Origin of the sequence: Nitratireductor sp. B36, from assembly GCF_020833685.1 — a bacterium.
Classification (GTDB): domain Bacteria; phylum Pseudomonadota; class Alphaproteobacteria; order Rhizobiales; family Rhizobiaceae; genus Nitratireductor.
This window is the reverse complement of the sequence record NZ_JACKZY010000002.1, coordinates 560,759-574,130: the sequence shown is the minus strand read 5'-3', so window position 1 is coordinate 574,130 and position 13,372 is coordinate 560,759. Positions and strand designations below refer to the sequence as shown.

Genomic DNA, 13,372 nt, shown 5'->3' with positions numbered 1-13,372 from the left:
TTATCTCGGTCAATCCGCACTCAACGGATAACCGGGCACCGTGGGGCGCGAGCAAAAACAACATGCTGCCGCCCCCAATGGGTGCGTCCTGCAACGCGAATGATGTTCCGATTGGCCCTGACCACCCGGGCGCGACGGATACCCATGCGTTCCGCCTTGCGAACCGCCTGTCTAGGGGTGCACGCACTGTGATGGCGACGAGGACGCTCGGCACGATGACTGCGGGCGCTATTTCCGTAAAGATAACCGCCCGAGGGGCCACCAATGCCAAAGCCGAAATAAAGGCTGTCCGCCTGCGCTGTTGCCGGCGCCGCAAGCAGCGTGCCCAACCCGATCATGGCTGACAGCGTGGCAATCTTGAGTTTCTCGAACATTGTGCTCTCCTTGGTGTTTGGGACCCTCTCGCGCCCCTGATGGAGATGACAATCTCAAAACACTCCTGAACCAATGAGGAATGGGCTGTTCATATCGCATTCAGCCGATGGCCGACAAAGCCGCGTTCCACTGGACCGGATTTCGATGCTCGCTGATCCGCGTAATTTCGCCGCCATCGATCTCGAAAAACATTCCGCCGGGGAGCGTATAAGTCTGCCCTGTCGCCTCCGGCAGGCCTTCTGCAGTTGTTCGGTAGGTGCCGCGAACCGTAAACTCCGCAGCCGCACGAATGCCACCTGGGGCATTCATGACGGTGATATCTGCAAGGCGCTCGTCGAAATGCCGAGTCCTCAATCCGAGACGCCAACGCAGTTTCTCTCGGCCGATCTCTCGCTCTCCGTCGAACGGATCGTGCGCTACATCATCGCTTACCAATGCCAGAGCAGCATCGTGATCGCTGGCGTTCAGGGCATTCAGAAAGGATTGCACAAGGCTCAGCGCCTTTTCATCGGACATCGGCATAACTCCTCATTCGTAAAGCGCCCCAGAAGGAAACATCGTGTGATGTCTATGGTTCCTCATCCAGGATGAAGGCAAAATAGTCTTCCGGCTCTGCCAATTGATCTTCGTTGGTCTTCACCCGGCCACGAATGGAAATGCCGGCTTCGTGCACAGTGTTTGGATCACCCGAAACCAGCGGATGCCACCATGGCAGTTCCTTGCCCTCTGCCACGAGGCGATATCCGCAAGTGCTGGGAAGCCAGGGGATATTGCCCACATTGTCCGGTGTAAGCCGCACGCAATCAGGAACGCGCTTCAGCCGGTTCCCATAGTCGCTGCATCGGCACGTTTCGCCGTCGAACAAGCGGCATCCCACACTCGTCCAGTAAATCTCACCGGTGTCCTCGTCCTCGAGTTTGGCGAGGCAGCATTTGCCACAGCCATCGCAAAGAGCTTCCCATTCCTGGTCGTTGAGCTCTGCCAGCGTCTTGGTCTTCCAGAATTTCTTCGTCGTCATGCTCGAGCTTTGAACCGCCAAGGATCGCACGTCAAGCATCGTAAGGGCCCCGTTTCAGACACGTTCTCGTCACTTCGCAGTCACGCTTCCACACGCAGGAGTATCAATTGCGGGAAAAAGGGAACCGAACGCCATCGAAGCGGTTAAAGCGGCGATGGGACGCCTGCATACAGGAGAGATTTTATGACGACGCGAAAGCGGATCATGACGACAACTGCCCTCGGTCTGCTCATTGCTGCCGCACCTTTGGCAACGCAGCCGAGCATCGCAACGGAGCGCTCCTCCGGGGTGGTTCTGGCACAGGCCGAAAAGCCCAAAGGCATGACCGAAGAAGCCTGGCGGGCGCTCTTGAAAAAGCGCGGCGAAAAAAAGCAGAAGGACAAGGACAAGGCTCCAGCTGAGAACGAGGCCGCGCCAGCGTCGAAACCCGAGCCGACATCGGAGCCTGAGGCAACTGCACCTGCTGCCGAAACTCAAGCCGAGCAGCCGGCAGCCGCCGACGAACCGGGCACACAGGAAGAGCCTGGAACCGACAACGCAGGAGCGCCTGAGGACGCCCCCTCCGGTCTTGAAGCACCGGAAGAGCAGCCTACGCCCCCCGTCGAGCCCGAAGCCGCTGAAGAAACGGCTCCTGCGGAAAGCGCTCCTGCCGAGGGAGAATCGACTTCTGGTGCAGAAGAGGGCACTCCGGACGCCGGGGAAGGCACCGCTTCTCAGCCTGAGGCAGGTTCTCAACCAGCTTCCGACGACACAGATCTGCCGGCAGAAGCCACCCCCTCGCCTAGCACGGAAGAACCCGCAGAAGACCAGCCTGTTGAAGAGGTGGCGCCAGCCGCTCAGCAGCCCGCCGAGGAACGGTCGGCTGAAGAAGAGCCTTCCGGAAAAGCGGAGGACGCTGCTCCCACGCCCGCGGAAGAGCGTACAAATGAAGTGATTGAAACTCAGCCAGAGAGCGGCAACGAGCCCGAAGCGCAGGAAATCGAGCCTCTCCCTGAAAACGCCGCGCCTGTTTTGGATAGCGAAAAGGAGCCAGAGGCCAACGGAGGAGCGCAGTCCTCCGCTCCAGCCGAAGCATCCGAGGCGGAGAGCGCCGCGGAAGAGGAGAATGCCAACGCCGAGGCAGAACCACAACAGGCCCCCATGCCTGAAAGCGACGCCGAGGCGCAGGCTGACGCGATCAATCCAGAAACGCTTCGCAGCGAAATCCGCAACATTCTTGAAGAGCGCGGCGAACGGATCGAACTGGGTCAAACGCGTGAGGAACGCCGCGAGCGCCGGCGTGAACTGCGAGAGCGCCGCGAATCTGCGGAGGTCGTACGCGAGTTCAATGACAATCGAACGATCATCCAGATCAACAATCAGGTTTTCGTCGAAAGCCAGGACAGCGACCGCCTTATCCGCGAGGATGACGAAGTTTATTACGAGGAGCTGCCGCGCGGCCGTGTGCGAGAGGTTGTCACGCGTCCAAATGGTGTTCGCCTGATCACCGTTCGCAACCGTTATGGCGACGTCATTCGCCGTGTGCGGGTTACGCCGGATGGCCGCGAACAGGTCCTCGTCTTCGTACCAGACGAGCGCCTCGAGACCGTCGACCGGTGGCATGATCCCGCTCGCGAGCTGCCACCACTTCGCCTGACGATCCCCGTCAGCGATTATATTCTGGAGGCAGAGCGTGTGGAGGATCCGGAGCGTTACTATACTTTCCTGGAAAAGCCTCCGGTAGAACCCGTGCGCCGCATATACTCGCTTGAAGAGGTCAAACGCTCAGCGCGCCTACGCGATATGGTTCGTCGCATCGATCTCGATACAGTCGAATTCGCCTTCGGCTCGGCCGATATCGAAGAGAGCGAGATTGACGAGCTCGAAGCGATTGCGACCGCCATTGAGCGCATGCTGGACGAGAATCCTGCCGAGACCTTTCTGATCGAAGGCCATACGGATGCTGTCGGCTCGGATCTCGCCAATCTGGCGCTCTCGGATCGCCGCGCCGAATCGGTGGCCCGCGCGCTGACGGATGTGTTCGGCATCCCGCCGGAAAACCTGGTCACTCAGGGCTATGGCGAGCGCTACCTTAAAATCGATACCCAGGAGCGCGAACGCGAGAACAGGCGTGTGGCACTGCGGCGTATCACCCCGCTTGTCGCTCCGGTGGCCAGCGCCAGATAGGCACTGACCCCTTTCTGCCCGCCCCATGCTCTGGCTGCGGGCTGGCGAAAGGAGCCCGGTCGGATGTTCCCTCCTCCGACCGGGCTTTGCTGTGTTTGCGAAATCTGCAAGATGCCTTCGAATTCATCGCCGGCTTCAAAGGAGTTCCTTCATGACGCGCAACGGCCTGCGTGGTGTTATCGCCGCCGTCCCAACACCTGTGACAGCTTCGGGAGACCCTGACACGGCCCGTTTTCTGCGCCACGCGCAATGGGCGCTGGACAATGGATGCGATGCGCTGAACGTGCTCGGCACCACGGGCGAAGCCAACTCATTCGGCCCTGAACAGCGCACTACCCTCATGGAAGCCGCCGCCGGCGCCCTCGACACCACCAGACTGATGGTTGGTACCGGCACACCAGACCTGAAGACAACAATCGCGCTGACCCGCCGCGCCCACGAATTGGGCTTCGCCGCAGCGTTGGTCTTGCCACCTTATTATTACAAGGGAGTGAGTGATGAGGGCCTGTTCGCCTGGTTTGAGCGGCTGATCTCCGGCACCTCCGGAACCCCCATCCCCGTCTATCTCTATAATTTCCCCCAGATGACGGGCCTTACCTTCTCCCCGGCCCTTGCCCGCCGTCTGAAAGAAGCCTTCCCTGATCGCATAACCGGTGCGAAAGACAGTTCAGGCGATCTCGACTATGCTTCCGAACTGGCAAAGATCAGTGACTTTGCCGTCTTCCCGAGCAACGAAGCCTCAATTTCGAAGGCGGAATCTGAAAATTACGCCGGATGCATTTCGGCAACTGCCAGCGTGACCGCGCCGCTTGTTGCAAAACTTTGGGCCGAACCCACCAATGATGATGCCCTGGAGGCGGCGTCCAGTGCACGCACCGCGATTTCTGCTCACCCGCTTATTCCCGCGGTGAAATACCTGACTGCGAGACTGCACGATGACGCAGACTTTGCCACGCCGCTACCGCCGCATATGCCGCTCACCGACGAACAAAAAACGGCTCTCGACGAGATACCCTTGTGAAAACAGAAAAGCGGCAGTTTCGTTTTGCGAAACCGCCGCCTGCCATTTGTTGCTGATGTTCGATTGATCGTCTGTTAGCCAGCCTTTTCGCCGATCTCGGAGATGCCGCCATTGGCAGCAGACCATTCAAGCGGCTGGTTCAAAAACTTCTCCACCTCATCGAGCGTCTTTTCGTCAAAAAGCTTGTCCGCACGCGCTACCTGCAAAACGTCCCACCAAGTGGTGAGATAGTGAAGCCGCATGCCGGCATCCTCCAGACGCTTCGGGGTATCGGGGAAAATACCGTAGTAGAAAACGGCAAAAGTGTCGGTCACCTCGGCACCCGCCTTGCGGACGGCCTCGGCGAATTTGAGCTTACTCCCACCGTCCGTGGTCAGATCTTCCACCAAAAGCAACCGCGCCCCTTCATTCAGATTGCCTTCGATCTGAGCATCGCGGCCAAATCCCTTAGGCTTCTTGCGAACGTAGAGCATGGGCAGGCCGAGTTTGTCGGAGAGCCAGGCAGCAAAGGGAATACCCGCCGTCTCGCCGCCGGCCACCGCATCGAATTTTTCAAAGCCGGCATCGCGCAAGACGACTGAGGCCGCGAAGTCCATGATGGCCGAGCGAATGCGCGGATAAGAGATGAGCTTCCGACAGTCGATGTAGACCGGGCTCTTCAGGCCTGAGGTGAACGTATAGGGCTCGTCAGCCCGGAAATGAACCGCCTTGATCTCGATCAGCATCTTGGCCACGGTCTCGGCAATCAGGGCGCGGTCGGGGAATGTGTTGGCGAACATGGCTGGCTCTCGTTTGGTGACGCGGCTTTCAGCTATCAGGATTGAACGCCGGGCGGAAGTTTTTCCGACAATATTCCGGTGGATGGCTTTGCACCATCCGTCCCACAATTTTCTCGACGCATCGTGTCGGAATGCGGCAAGGTTCGCCGTCTTCCAATCGAGAAAGGAACCGGAATGCTCTACGCGATTCTCTGCTATCACAATGAAGACGTCGTCATGTCCTGGTCCCGGGAAGAGGACGATGCAGTGCTTGCCAAGCGTCGGCGGGTTCAGAAGGAGCTTGTCGATACGGACCGTATGGGGCCGGCAATCCGGTTGATGCCCACTTCAGCGGCAACGACGCTCCGCGCTTCCGGCAACGAGCACCTGGTGCTCGATGGCCCCTTCGCAGAGACCAAGGAACAGTTACTCGGCTTCTACGTCGTCGATTGCGAGAACCTGGAAGAGGTTGTCGATTTCGCCAAACGCATGAAGGAAGGCGAGAGCGTGACCTTCGAGATCCGTCCGGTACAGATTTTTGAGAAAGGCAACCTGCCTGAAAGGGAACCGTCCGCCAAATGACCGAACTGGCCTGGATCGAGAATGCACTGACCAGCGCGCGCCCGCAGGCTATGGGCGCGCTTCTGCGTTATTTCCGCGATCTCGACCGGGCCGAGGAGGCTTTTCAGGAAGCATGTCTGCGGGCTTTGAAGAATTGGCCCCTTAAGGGCCCGCCGCGCGACCCGACCGCCTGGCTGATTTTCGTCGGCCGCAATGCAGCGCTAGACGGTGTTCGCCGGGACAGTCGCAACACCGCTCTTCCCCCCGAAGACAGGATATCGGACCTCGACGATGTCGAAGGCGACATGGCAGAGCGGCTGGACGATGCGCACTACCGCGACGACATTCTTCGGCTGATGTTCGTGTGCTGTCACCCCGACCTCCCCGCAACCCAGCAGGTGGCGCTTGCGTTGCGTATTGTTTCCGGTCTGAGCGTGCGAGAGATCGCCAGCGCCTTTCTGGTTGGTGAAAAGGCAATGGAACAGCGCATCACCCGCGCCAAACGTCGGGTCGCCGAGGCCAATGTACCCTTTGCGGCCCCCGATGCCGTCGAGCGCTCGAAGCGGCTCGGTGCGGTCGCTGCGATGATATACCTGGTCTTCAACGAAGGATATTCCGCGACCAGCGGCACAGACGTCGTACGCGCCTCGCTATGCGATGAAGCGATCCGGCTTGCCCGCCTGTTGTTGAGGCTTTTCCCCTCCGAACCCGAGATCATGGGTCTCCTCGCCCTCATGCTTCTCCAGCATGCCCGCAGCGCCGCCCGCACAGATGCGGATGGCAACGCCGTTCTGCTTGATGACCAGGACCGCTCGCTCTGGAACCGCACCGGCATTGAAGAGGGATTGGCCCTGGTGGACAAGGCTCTGCGTCACGGACGGCCCGGCTCCTACCAGATACAAGCGGCGATCGCGGCGCTTCACGCCCGCGCCCGCACGCCGGAGGAAACCGACTGGGAAGAAATCGACCTTCTTTATCAGATGCTGGAAAGCCAGACTCCGTCACCCGTCATCACGCTCAACCGCTCAGTTGCAGTCTCCAAAACGCACGGGCCCGAAACTGCATTGCAATTGATCGCGCCGCTTGCAGAGCGCCTTTCCGGCTATTTTTATTATCATGGTGTGCGCGGTGCCTATCTGAGCGAAATCGGTCGTGCGGAAGAAGCCCGCGAAGCGTTTGCCCGCGCCATAGCTTTAGCGCGCACGCCAGCCGAAGCTGCGCATATACGTCAGCATCTTGACCGCCTGGCCGTGAAGAACCGGGTGGATTGAACAAAAAATCGGTAGGCCTGTCGGAGTTGCCCACCACTATTCGTCCTGATGACAAGTCCCGACATCGCGGGCTTGCTATTAGGAGAAAATCATGTCCGAAACCCACAACGTTGCAGATGAACAGGAGATGCCCGAGGTTCTGGGTGGTGTAGTCCCTTATCTCATCGTCGATGGCGCATCAAAAGCCGCCGAATTCTACAAACAGGCCCTGGCGGCAAAAGAGGTTTTCCGACAACCGGAAGACGACAATGGCCGCACCATGCACATTCATCTCTACGTTCACGGCGGGTCGCTCATGCTGTGCGACGCTTACCCTGAGTATGGCCAGCCTCTGCAGGAACATGCCGGGTACACGCTGACCCTGAACGTTGACGATGTCGACGGTTGGTGGGCACGCGCGGTGGGCGCCGGCATGAAGGTAACAATGCCTCTGGAGCGGATGTTCTGGGGGGATCGCTATGGGCAACTCGTCGATCCCTTTGGTGTGGCCTGGGCGATCGTCGGCAAATAAAGGCGCTCGGTTTCTGCAAGACACACGCTCTTTCGCGGCGCTTGGCCCACCCCAGGTGCTCCCCAAGCCCCAGGGCCGTTCCACGCTGCGGAAGGCGGCCGGGGACAAAACATCCCCGGCCGTTTGTCTTCCATCGCTTTACAGGAGTGCCCCGCACGCACTAGGCTGTGTCGACAAGGGAAAGAGAGGCGTTGCCACATCCCTGTTCGCCGACGCAGAGCGCTATGCCGCGTCAACATCTTCTCACACGAAAGCGATTGAGAGACAGACATGAGCCAGGTCAAAAGCGGCGATGTCGTGCGCATCCATTACACAGGCAAGCTGGCCGACGGCACGCAGTTTGATTCCTCGGCCGGACGCGAACCACTCGAGTTCAAGGTAGGCAGCGGCCAGATAATCTCCGGCCTCGACCGGCAGATCCAGGGTATGAAGCAGGGTGAGAGCGGCACGCTCAACATCCCCGCGGCTGAGGCCTACGGTGCCCGAGACGAAAACCAGGTTCAGGCCGTGCCACGTTCGGCATTGCCCCCGGAGCTGGACGTAAAGGTGGGCTCCAACCTCCAGGCCACCACGCAGGACGGAAACCAGATTTCCCTTACCGTGGTTGGCGTGGGTGATGATGAAATCACGGTGGACGCCAATCATCCGCTGGCCGGACACGATCTGATTTTTGACATTGAAGTCGTCGAAATCGTTGGCGCCTGATCACGACAGTGCGGAAGCCGCTGGTGCAATCGCACCGCGGCTTCCAATCTGATCTCCCTTCACCAGCAACCCTACTGGGGAACGGCATCAGGCGAATATTGATCTGCAAACTCCGCAGAGGGTGGGATCGGCTTGATGATGTCGATCAGCACACCATTAGGATCGGCAGTGATGAAGTGACGTTGCCCGAACGCTTCGTCACGCAGTTCCAGCAGCATTGGAAGCCCGGCTCCTTTCAGCCGCTCATATTCGGTGTCTACATCATCGACCTCAAAATTCAGGATCAGACCTGACACCTGACCCCTGCCGCTCTCCGGCACGGTCGCGTGGTTTCCGTTCAGTATGGCGAGATTGACGCTTGGGTCGCTGCTTGACTGAAGATGGACATACCAGTCCGCCTCAAACGCCGGATGAAAGCCGAAATGGGCGCAGTAAAACGCTGCGGTTTCGGCGACTTTTTCCGTCATGACAACCGGGTAATAGCTGGTGGTTTTCATCGGTGTGGTTCCTGTTGACGCGTTGGACACAACTGCATGCCTTGTTCCCGCGACGCCCAAAACACTTGCAATCAGCGACCGCCGCTATAAACATACAGACTGCATGTATTGATAAATAACATACAGGCTGCATGTATGCAACAGGAAACAGGTCGGCGCTCCAACCGCGAGCGCAGTGATGAAACACGCGAGAGGCTCATCGAGGCCGCGCGGCGTCTTTTCGTGGACAAGTCCTATGCGGAGACGGGGACGCCGGAGATCGCCCGGGAGGCCGGTGTCACGCGGGGAGCGCTCTATCATCATTTCGCGGACAAACAGGCTCTGTTTGCCGCTGTGGTTGAACGTGAAGCGAGCACAGTGGCGGATGAAATCGAGAGGCACACAACCACATCTTCGACCGCCACTATCGCCTTGATCGAAGGCGGCGAAGCCTATCTGAAAGCGATGGCTGCGCCCGGACGCACACGCCTCTTGCTGCTTGATGGTCCTGCTGTTCTCGGAAGAAGCGGAATGGATGAGGTGGACAACCGCCACGGCAACAGAACCTTGAAGCAGGGGCTGGAGGCCGCCATCAAGGCCCGCCAGATCCGCGATCTGCCGCTCGATGCACTTACCGGCTTGCTAGGCGCGGCATTCGATCGGGCAGCGCTGGCTATTGACGCTGGTGCGGATGCCGAACCCTACCGTACAGCTCTCGCTGGGCTGATTGAGGGGCTGGTTCCCACGCCATAGGCGTGGGCAGTCTATGGCTTGTCCGAGTTCCTCTTCCTGGCCATCCCCTTCTGTGCAGGATTGGTGACCTCAACCTTGAGACCCGCCACCAGTTCACGGGCCGCGGAGAAGAATTCTCGGTAGAGTATCGACGCAAACAGCAAAACACTGACGCCGATAGCCGCCCACACGGAGACGAACCAGGCGATCATACCCAATGAGAAATAGTAGGCCCGAATACCCTGATTGAAATTGCGTGCCGCGATGGTGTTGAGCGCGGCCATGACATAGATTTCCTCAGGGTCGCATTCATCCGCCTCGTCCGCTGCGCCGAGCATGATGCAGAAGTGGTTGAACTGCCGCAGCGACAGCGTGAAGGATAGAAATGCCATCACGAACATCACCAGAAACAGGACCAGATGCCGCTCGACGGCCGCTTTCGAGATATCCAGCGTCGGCTGCATGACGGACACTGCCTCCACCACAGCACTGATCTGCCCGAACACAGCGATGATGGCCAGAATGATCAGCACGGTTGTGGACGCGAAAAATGACACCGCTCCCATCAAATTGCCCGACAGGATGGCATCCATCGGTGTCTCGCGATGCACCGCGTTGCGCACCCACCGATGGCGCTGCGCTCCCATGATGATGGACAATGAGGGCCGGCGCTTTTCCAACCAGCTGGCAAAAACGGTGTAGAACCCCCAGCAAAAGATGGGAAAGAGCGAAGCTGCGAGCGTCAATGTAAATGCCTTTCAGCCTGTAGATCACAGACTGCAAGTCTGACCGAAGCCTCGCTGTTGGTCCAGTCAGCCATTGCTGTGTGAAGGCGCATAAAGAGCAAAGGACGACCGGATCAGCTGAAAATCTGGTCACCCTGCTCATCGATCACCTGCCGTCCCTTGCGGATCGCCTGCTCTGCGGCGAGATCTGCACTTGGGAAGCGATCTGCCCGAACGAGTCGATGCTCCTTGCGAACGCCATCCACCTCCTTGGAGATCACCGCGCAAGTCTGAAACTGGCCGCCTTCAGAAAACGGAGTGGGCTGGATCATGAAACCTTTGTGCTCAACAGCATCCCCTACCGGCTTTCCTTCCCCCGCGGTGGATGTGTCCGTTCCTCCTCCGAACAGGCGCTTCAGGAATGACATGCCCGTACTCCCCTCACTGTCAAAACTCTATAGCAACTTAACCCTACCCGACTGCCAGCGAAACCGGAACTCAGCGTTTTGCTCAGGCCAGATGAAGAATCACCTCTCGGCGATGCGGCTGTCTTCTGTGCTCATAAAGGTAAATGCCCTGCCAGGTTCCGAGGCCCGGGCGGCCGTTCATCACCGGTATGCCGATGGAGGTCTGTGTCAGCGCCGCCCTTATATGAGCAGGCATGTCGTCGGGCCCTTCCAGACGATGCGTCACCCAGGTCATCGACGCATCATCGGATGGCGGCACGAGCCTGCAAAAAAAGGTCTGCAGGTCGCGTGACACATCCGGATCCGCGTTCTCTTGAATGATCAGCGAACAAGAGGTGTGACGAACAAAGACCGTAAGCAGGCCGGCATCAATCCCAGCTTGCCTTACGAACAGGTCCACCTGATCGGTGAACTCGTAAAGACCCGGACCTGATGTCGAAACGGAAAGCAGCCGTTGTTGCATCGTGTCGTGGTGCCCGGGTCAGGCCAGCCTGTCAAGCGGGTTGGCCGTTCCGCCCAAAACGCAAAGAAAAAGCCGGGCTCCTCGCCCGGCTCTTCTCGATCGGAATGGACTGTCGATCAGCTGTCGAGGAACGACCGCAACTTGCGCGACCGGCTCGGGTGCTTGAGCTTGCGCAGCGCCTTCGCTTCGATCTGGCGGATACGCTCACGCGTCACCGAGAACTGCTGACCAACTTCCTCCAGCGTGTGATCGGTGTTCATGCCGATGCCGAAACGCATGCGCAGCACGCGTTCCTCGCGCGGTGTCAGCGAGGCAAGAACGCGCGTCGTCGTCTCACGCAGGTTTGCCTGAATGGCCGCATCGATGGGCAGAACCGCACCCTTGTCCTCGATAAAGTCACCGAGATGCGAATCCTCCTCATCGCCCACAGGCGTTTCGAGCGAGATCGGCTCCTTGGCGATCTTCAGCACCTTGCGCACCTTTTCGAGCGGCATGGCGAGCTTCTCGGCCAGCTCTTCAGGCGTCGGCTCACGCCCGATCTCGTGCAGCATCTGGCGCGAAGTGCGCACGATCTTGTTGATCGTCTCGATCATGTGAACCGGAATGCGGATCGTGCGGGCCTGATCAGCGATCGAACGCGTGATCGCCTGCCGGATCCACCAGGTCGCATAAGTGGAGAACTTGTAGCCGCGACGATACTCGAACTTGTCCACCGCCTTCATCAGGCCGATATTGCCCTCCTGGATCAGATCCAGGAATTGAAGGCCCCGGTTCGTGTACTTCTTGGCAATGGAGATCACGAGGCGCAGATTGGCCTCGACCATCTCCTTCTTGGCGATGGCCGCTTCCCGCTCACCCTTCTGCACCTGGTTCACGATGCGTCGGAACTCACCGATGGAGATCGCGGTCTCCTGCGCAAGATTCTGGATCTCGGCCCGCAGATCCTCGATCGCCTTCGCCTCGTTCTTCGAAAACTCTTTCCAGCCCTTGCCGGAAAGCGTCGCAACACGCTCGGTCCAGTTCGTATCGAGCTCCGAGCCCTGATACTCCTTGAGGAACGACTCGCGCTTGACGCCATAGCTTTCGGCAAGCCGCAGCAGACGACCTTCATTCTGCACGAGACGCTTGTTGATGTCGTAGAGCTGCTCGACCAGAGTCTCGATACGCGCATTGTTGAGAGACAGAGATTTCACCGAGGTGATCAGCTCGCTCTTCAACTGCTTGTAGCGTCGCTCCTGGCTGCTGGACAGGCTATCGCCGTCGGCGAGGCTCGACTCGACCTTCTGGTCCTGCAGCTTGCGCAGCTTCTTGTAGGTGTCGGCGATAAAGTCCAGCGTCTCCATGACACCGGGCTTGAGTTCAGCCTCCATCGCGGCGAGCGACAGATTGGCTTCATCCTCTTCGTCGTCCTCTTCCTCCGGCTGTCCTTCACCACCCACGTCCGTGACGTCGTCACCGCGGGTACGCTTTGGCTTTTCTTCAGCCGCCGGCTTGTTTTCTTCATCGGGACGCTGGACGACCGGCGCCTGCTTTGCTTCTGGGCCCGCATAAGTGGCCTCAAGATCGATGATCTCGCGCAGCAGGATCTTGCCTTCGTTCAGTTCGTCACGCCAGATGATCAGCGCCTGGAAGGTCAGCGGGCTCTCGCAAAGCCCCGCGATCATCGTTTCGCGGCCGGCCTCAATGCGCTTCGCAATGGCGATTTCGCCCTCGCGCGACAGAAGCTCCACCGAACCCATCTCGCGCAGATACATACGCACGGGATCGTCGGTGCGATCTGTGGGCTCTTTCTTCGTGGTCGTCGCGACAGCGGTTCCCGACTGCGTGGTCAGCTCGCCGCCTTCCTCGCTATCACTGGAATCATTGTCTTCCGAGACCTCATCTTCTTCCACCACATTGATGCCCATATCCGAGAGCATCGCCATCGTGTCTTCGATCTGTTCGGAACTGACTTCGCCGGAAGGAAGGACGGCATTCAGCTCGTCCATCGTCACATAGCCGCGCTTCTTGGCGGCTTTGATCATCTTCTTGACTGCGTCGTCGGAGAGGTCGAGCAAGGGACCATCGGAGCCCTCACGTTCAGTTTCGACCTCTTCCTTCTCTTTTGTCGCCATGCTTTGCCT

General features: G+C 59.0%; 16 protein-coding genes. 7 read left to right on the top strand and 9 right to left on the bottom strand.

Annotation, left to right across the window (positions count from 1 at the left end; all coding sequences use genetic code 11):
- Positions 1-20 precede the first annotated feature (20 nt).
- The 3 genes from H7H48_RS09400 to H7H48_RS09390 form a co-directional block, all read right to left on the bottom strand.
- A complete protein-coding gene (locus H7H48_RS09400) occupies positions 21-374 on the bottom strand; it encodes a hypothetical protein (protein ID WP_229448796.1) in 354 nt (117 codons plus the stop codon).
- A gap of 100 nt (positions 375-474) precedes the next feature.
- Positions 475-891 carry a nuclear transport factor 2 family protein gene (locus H7H48_RS09395; RefSeq protein ID WP_229448794.1) on the bottom strand — a complete coding sequence of 139 codons (417 nt, stop codon included), beginning with the start codon at positions 889-891 and terminating at the stop codon, positions 475-477.
- A gap of 52 nt (positions 892-943) precedes the next feature.
- Positions 944-1,393: a YcgN family cysteine cluster protein gene (locus H7H48_RS09390; protein ID WP_370633340.1), complete on the bottom strand. Its 450-nt coding sequence runs from the start codon at positions 1,391-1,393 to the stop codon at positions 944-946.
- 183 nt (positions 1,394-1,576) lie between these two features.
- On the opposite strand from H7H48_RS09390, the gene H7H48_RS09385 reads away from it, so the two are divergent.
- A complete protein-coding gene (locus tag H7H48_RS09385; protein WP_229448792.1) occupies positions 1,577-3,559 on the top strand; it encodes an OmpA family protein in 1,983 nt (660 codons plus the stop codon).
- A 151-nt stretch (positions 3,560-3,710) separates the two neighbouring features.
- Positions 3,711-4,580, top strand: a complete 870-nt coding sequence (locus H7H48_RS09380) for a dihydrodipicolinate synthase family protein (protein ID WP_229448791.1) — start codon at positions 3,711-3,713, stop codon at positions 4,578-4,580.
- A 74-nt stretch (positions 4,581-4,654) separates the two neighbouring features.
- Here the strand turns inward: H7H48_RS09380 and H7H48_RS09375 are convergent, their stop codons facing one another.
- Positions 4,655-5,359: an orotate phosphoribosyltransferase gene (locus tag H7H48_RS09375; RefSeq protein ID WP_229448790.1), complete on the bottom strand. Its 705-nt coding sequence runs from the start codon at positions 5,357-5,359 to the stop codon at positions 4,655-4,657.
- A gap of 174 nt (positions 5,360-5,533) precedes the next feature.
- Between H7H48_RS09375 and H7H48_RS09370 the strand changes: the two genes are divergently transcribed.
- The 4 genes from H7H48_RS09370 (at position 5,534) to H7H48_RS09355 (ending at position 8,386) form a co-directional block, all read left to right on the top strand.
- Entirely contained in the window at positions 5,534-5,920 is a 387-nt protein-coding gene (locus H7H48_RS09370; protein ID WP_229448789.1) for a YciI family protein, read from the top strand.
- Entirely contained in the window at positions 5,917-7,170 is a 1,254-nt protein-coding gene (locus H7H48_RS09365; protein WP_229448788.1) for an RNA polymerase sigma factor, read from the top strand. The genes H7H48_RS09370 and H7H48_RS09365 overlap by 4 nt, the downstream gene beginning before the upstream one ends.
- Before the next feature lie 91 nt (positions 7,171-7,261).
- Positions 7,262-7,681 (top strand): glyoxalase/bleomycin resistance/extradiol dioxygenase family protein, encoded by a 420-nt coding sequence (locus H7H48_RS09360; RefSeq protein ID WP_229448787.1) that lies wholly within the window; start codon positions 7,262-7,264, stop codon positions 7,679-7,681.
- Between the two features lie 270 nt (positions 7,682-7,951).
- Complete coding sequence (locus H7H48_RS09355) at positions 7,952-8,386, top strand: peptidylprolyl isomerase (RefSeq protein WP_229448785.1); 435 nt, start codon at positions 7,952-7,954, stop codon at positions 8,384-8,386.
- Between the two features lie 71 nt (positions 8,387-8,457).
- On the opposite strand, the gene H7H48_RS09350 is transcribed toward H7H48_RS09355, so the two are convergent.
- A complete protein-coding gene (locus H7H48_RS09350) occupies positions 8,458-8,883 on the bottom strand; it encodes a VOC family protein (RefSeq protein WP_229448784.1) in 426 nt (141 codons plus the stop codon).
- 135 nt (positions 8,884-9,018) lie between these two features.
- Between H7H48_RS09350 and H7H48_RS09345 the strand changes: the two genes are divergently transcribed.
- Positions 9,019-9,615, top strand: a complete 597-nt coding sequence (locus H7H48_RS09345) for a TetR/AcrR family transcriptional regulator (protein WP_229448782.1) — start codon at positions 9,019-9,021, stop codon at positions 9,613-9,615.
- Positions 9,616-9,626: 11 nt separating this feature from the next.
- Here H7H48_RS09345 and H7H48_RS09340 read toward each other — a convergent pair whose 3' ends face one another.
- From H7H48_RS09340 to rpoD, 4 genes are all read right to left on the bottom strand, one after another.
- The gene (locus H7H48_RS09340; RefSeq protein ID WP_229448780.1) at positions 9,627-10,340 is read right to left on the bottom strand and encodes a DUF599 domain-containing protein; all 714 of its coding nucleotides are present in this window, start codon (positions 10,338-10,340) and stop codon (positions 9,627-9,629) included.
- A gap of 113 nt (positions 10,341-10,453) precedes the next feature.
- A complete protein-coding gene (locus H7H48_RS09335; RefSeq protein ID WP_229448779.1) occupies positions 10,454-10,747 on the bottom strand; it encodes an HlyU family transcriptional regulator in 294 nt (97 codons plus the stop codon).
- An 82-nt stretch (positions 10,748-10,829) separates the two neighbouring features.
- On the bottom strand, positions 10,830-11,249 hold the full coding sequence (locus tag H7H48_RS09330; protein ID WP_229448778.1) for a secondary thiamine-phosphate synthase enzyme YjbQ: 420 nt from the start codon (positions 11,247-11,249) through the stop codon (positions 10,830-10,832).
- A gap of 116 nt (positions 11,250-11,365) precedes the next feature.
- Entirely contained in the window at positions 11,366-13,363 is a 1,998-nt protein-coding gene (gene rpoD / locus H7H48_RS09325) for an RNA polymerase sigma factor RpoD (protein ID WP_229448777.1), read from the bottom strand.
- Between the last annotated feature and the right edge of the window lie 9 nt (positions 13,364-13,372).

What these genes read in the sequence shown, in the direction of transcription:
- H7H48_RS09400 (WP_229448796.1), bottom strand. Translation starts at nt 374, where the DNA reads ATGTTCGAGAAACTCAAGATTGCCACGCTGTCAGCCATGATCGGGTTG.
- H7H48_RS09395 (WP_229448794.1), bottom strand. Translation starts at nt 891, where the DNA reads ATGTCCGATGAAAAGGCGCTGAGCCTTGTGCAATCCTTTCTGAATGCC.
- H7H48_RS09390 (WP_370633340.1), bottom strand. Translation starts at nt 1,393, where the DNA reads ATGACGACGAAGAAATTCTGGAAGACCAAGACGCTGGCAGAGCTCAAC.
- H7H48_RS09385 (WP_229448792.1), top strand. Translation starts at nt 1,577, where the DNA reads ATGACGACGCGAAAGCGGATCATGACGACAACTGCCCTCGGTCTGCTC.
- H7H48_RS09380 (WP_229448791.1), top strand. Translation starts at nt 3,711, where the DNA reads ATGACGCGCAACGGCCTGCGTGGTGTTATCGCCGCCGTCCCAACACCT.
- H7H48_RS09375 (WP_229448790.1), bottom strand. Translation starts at nt 5,359, where the DNA reads ATGTTCGCCAACACATTCCCCGACCGCGCCCTGATTGCCGAGACCGTG.
- H7H48_RS09370 (WP_229448789.1), top strand. Translation starts at nt 5,534, where the DNA reads ATGCTCTACGCGATTCTCTGCTATCACAATGAAGACGTCGTCATGTCC.
- H7H48_RS09365 (WP_229448788.1), top strand. Translation starts at nt 5,917, where the DNA reads ATGACCGAACTGGCCTGGATCGAGAATGCACTGACCAGCGCGCGCCCG.
- H7H48_RS09360 (WP_229448787.1), top strand. Translation starts at nt 7,262, where the DNA reads ATGTCCGAAACCCACAACGTTGCAGATGAACAGGAGATGCCCGAGGTT.
- H7H48_RS09355 (WP_229448785.1), top strand. Translation starts at nt 7,952, where the DNA reads ATGAGCCAGGTCAAAAGCGGCGATGTCGTGCGCATCCATTACACAGGC.
- H7H48_RS09350 (WP_229448784.1), bottom strand. Translation starts at nt 8,883, where the DNA reads ATGAAAACCACCAGCTATTACCCGGTTGTCATGACGGAAAAAGTCGCC.
- H7H48_RS09345 (WP_229448782.1), top strand. Translation starts at nt 9,019, where the DNA reads ATGCAACAGGAAACAGGTCGGCGCTCCAACCGCGAGCGCAGTGATGAA.
- H7H48_RS09335 (WP_229448779.1), bottom strand. Translation starts at nt 10,747, where the DNA reads ATGTCATTCCTGAAGCGCCTGTTCGGAGGAGGAACGGACACATCCACC.
- H7H48_RS09330 (WP_229448778.1), bottom strand. Translation starts at nt 11,249, where the DNA reads ATGCAACAACGGCTGCTTTCCGTTTCGACATCAGGTCCGGGTCTTTAC.
- rpoD (WP_229448777.1), bottom strand. Translation starts at nt 13,363, where the DNA reads ATGGCGACAAAAGAGAAGGAAGAGGTCGAAACTGAACGTGAGGGCTCC.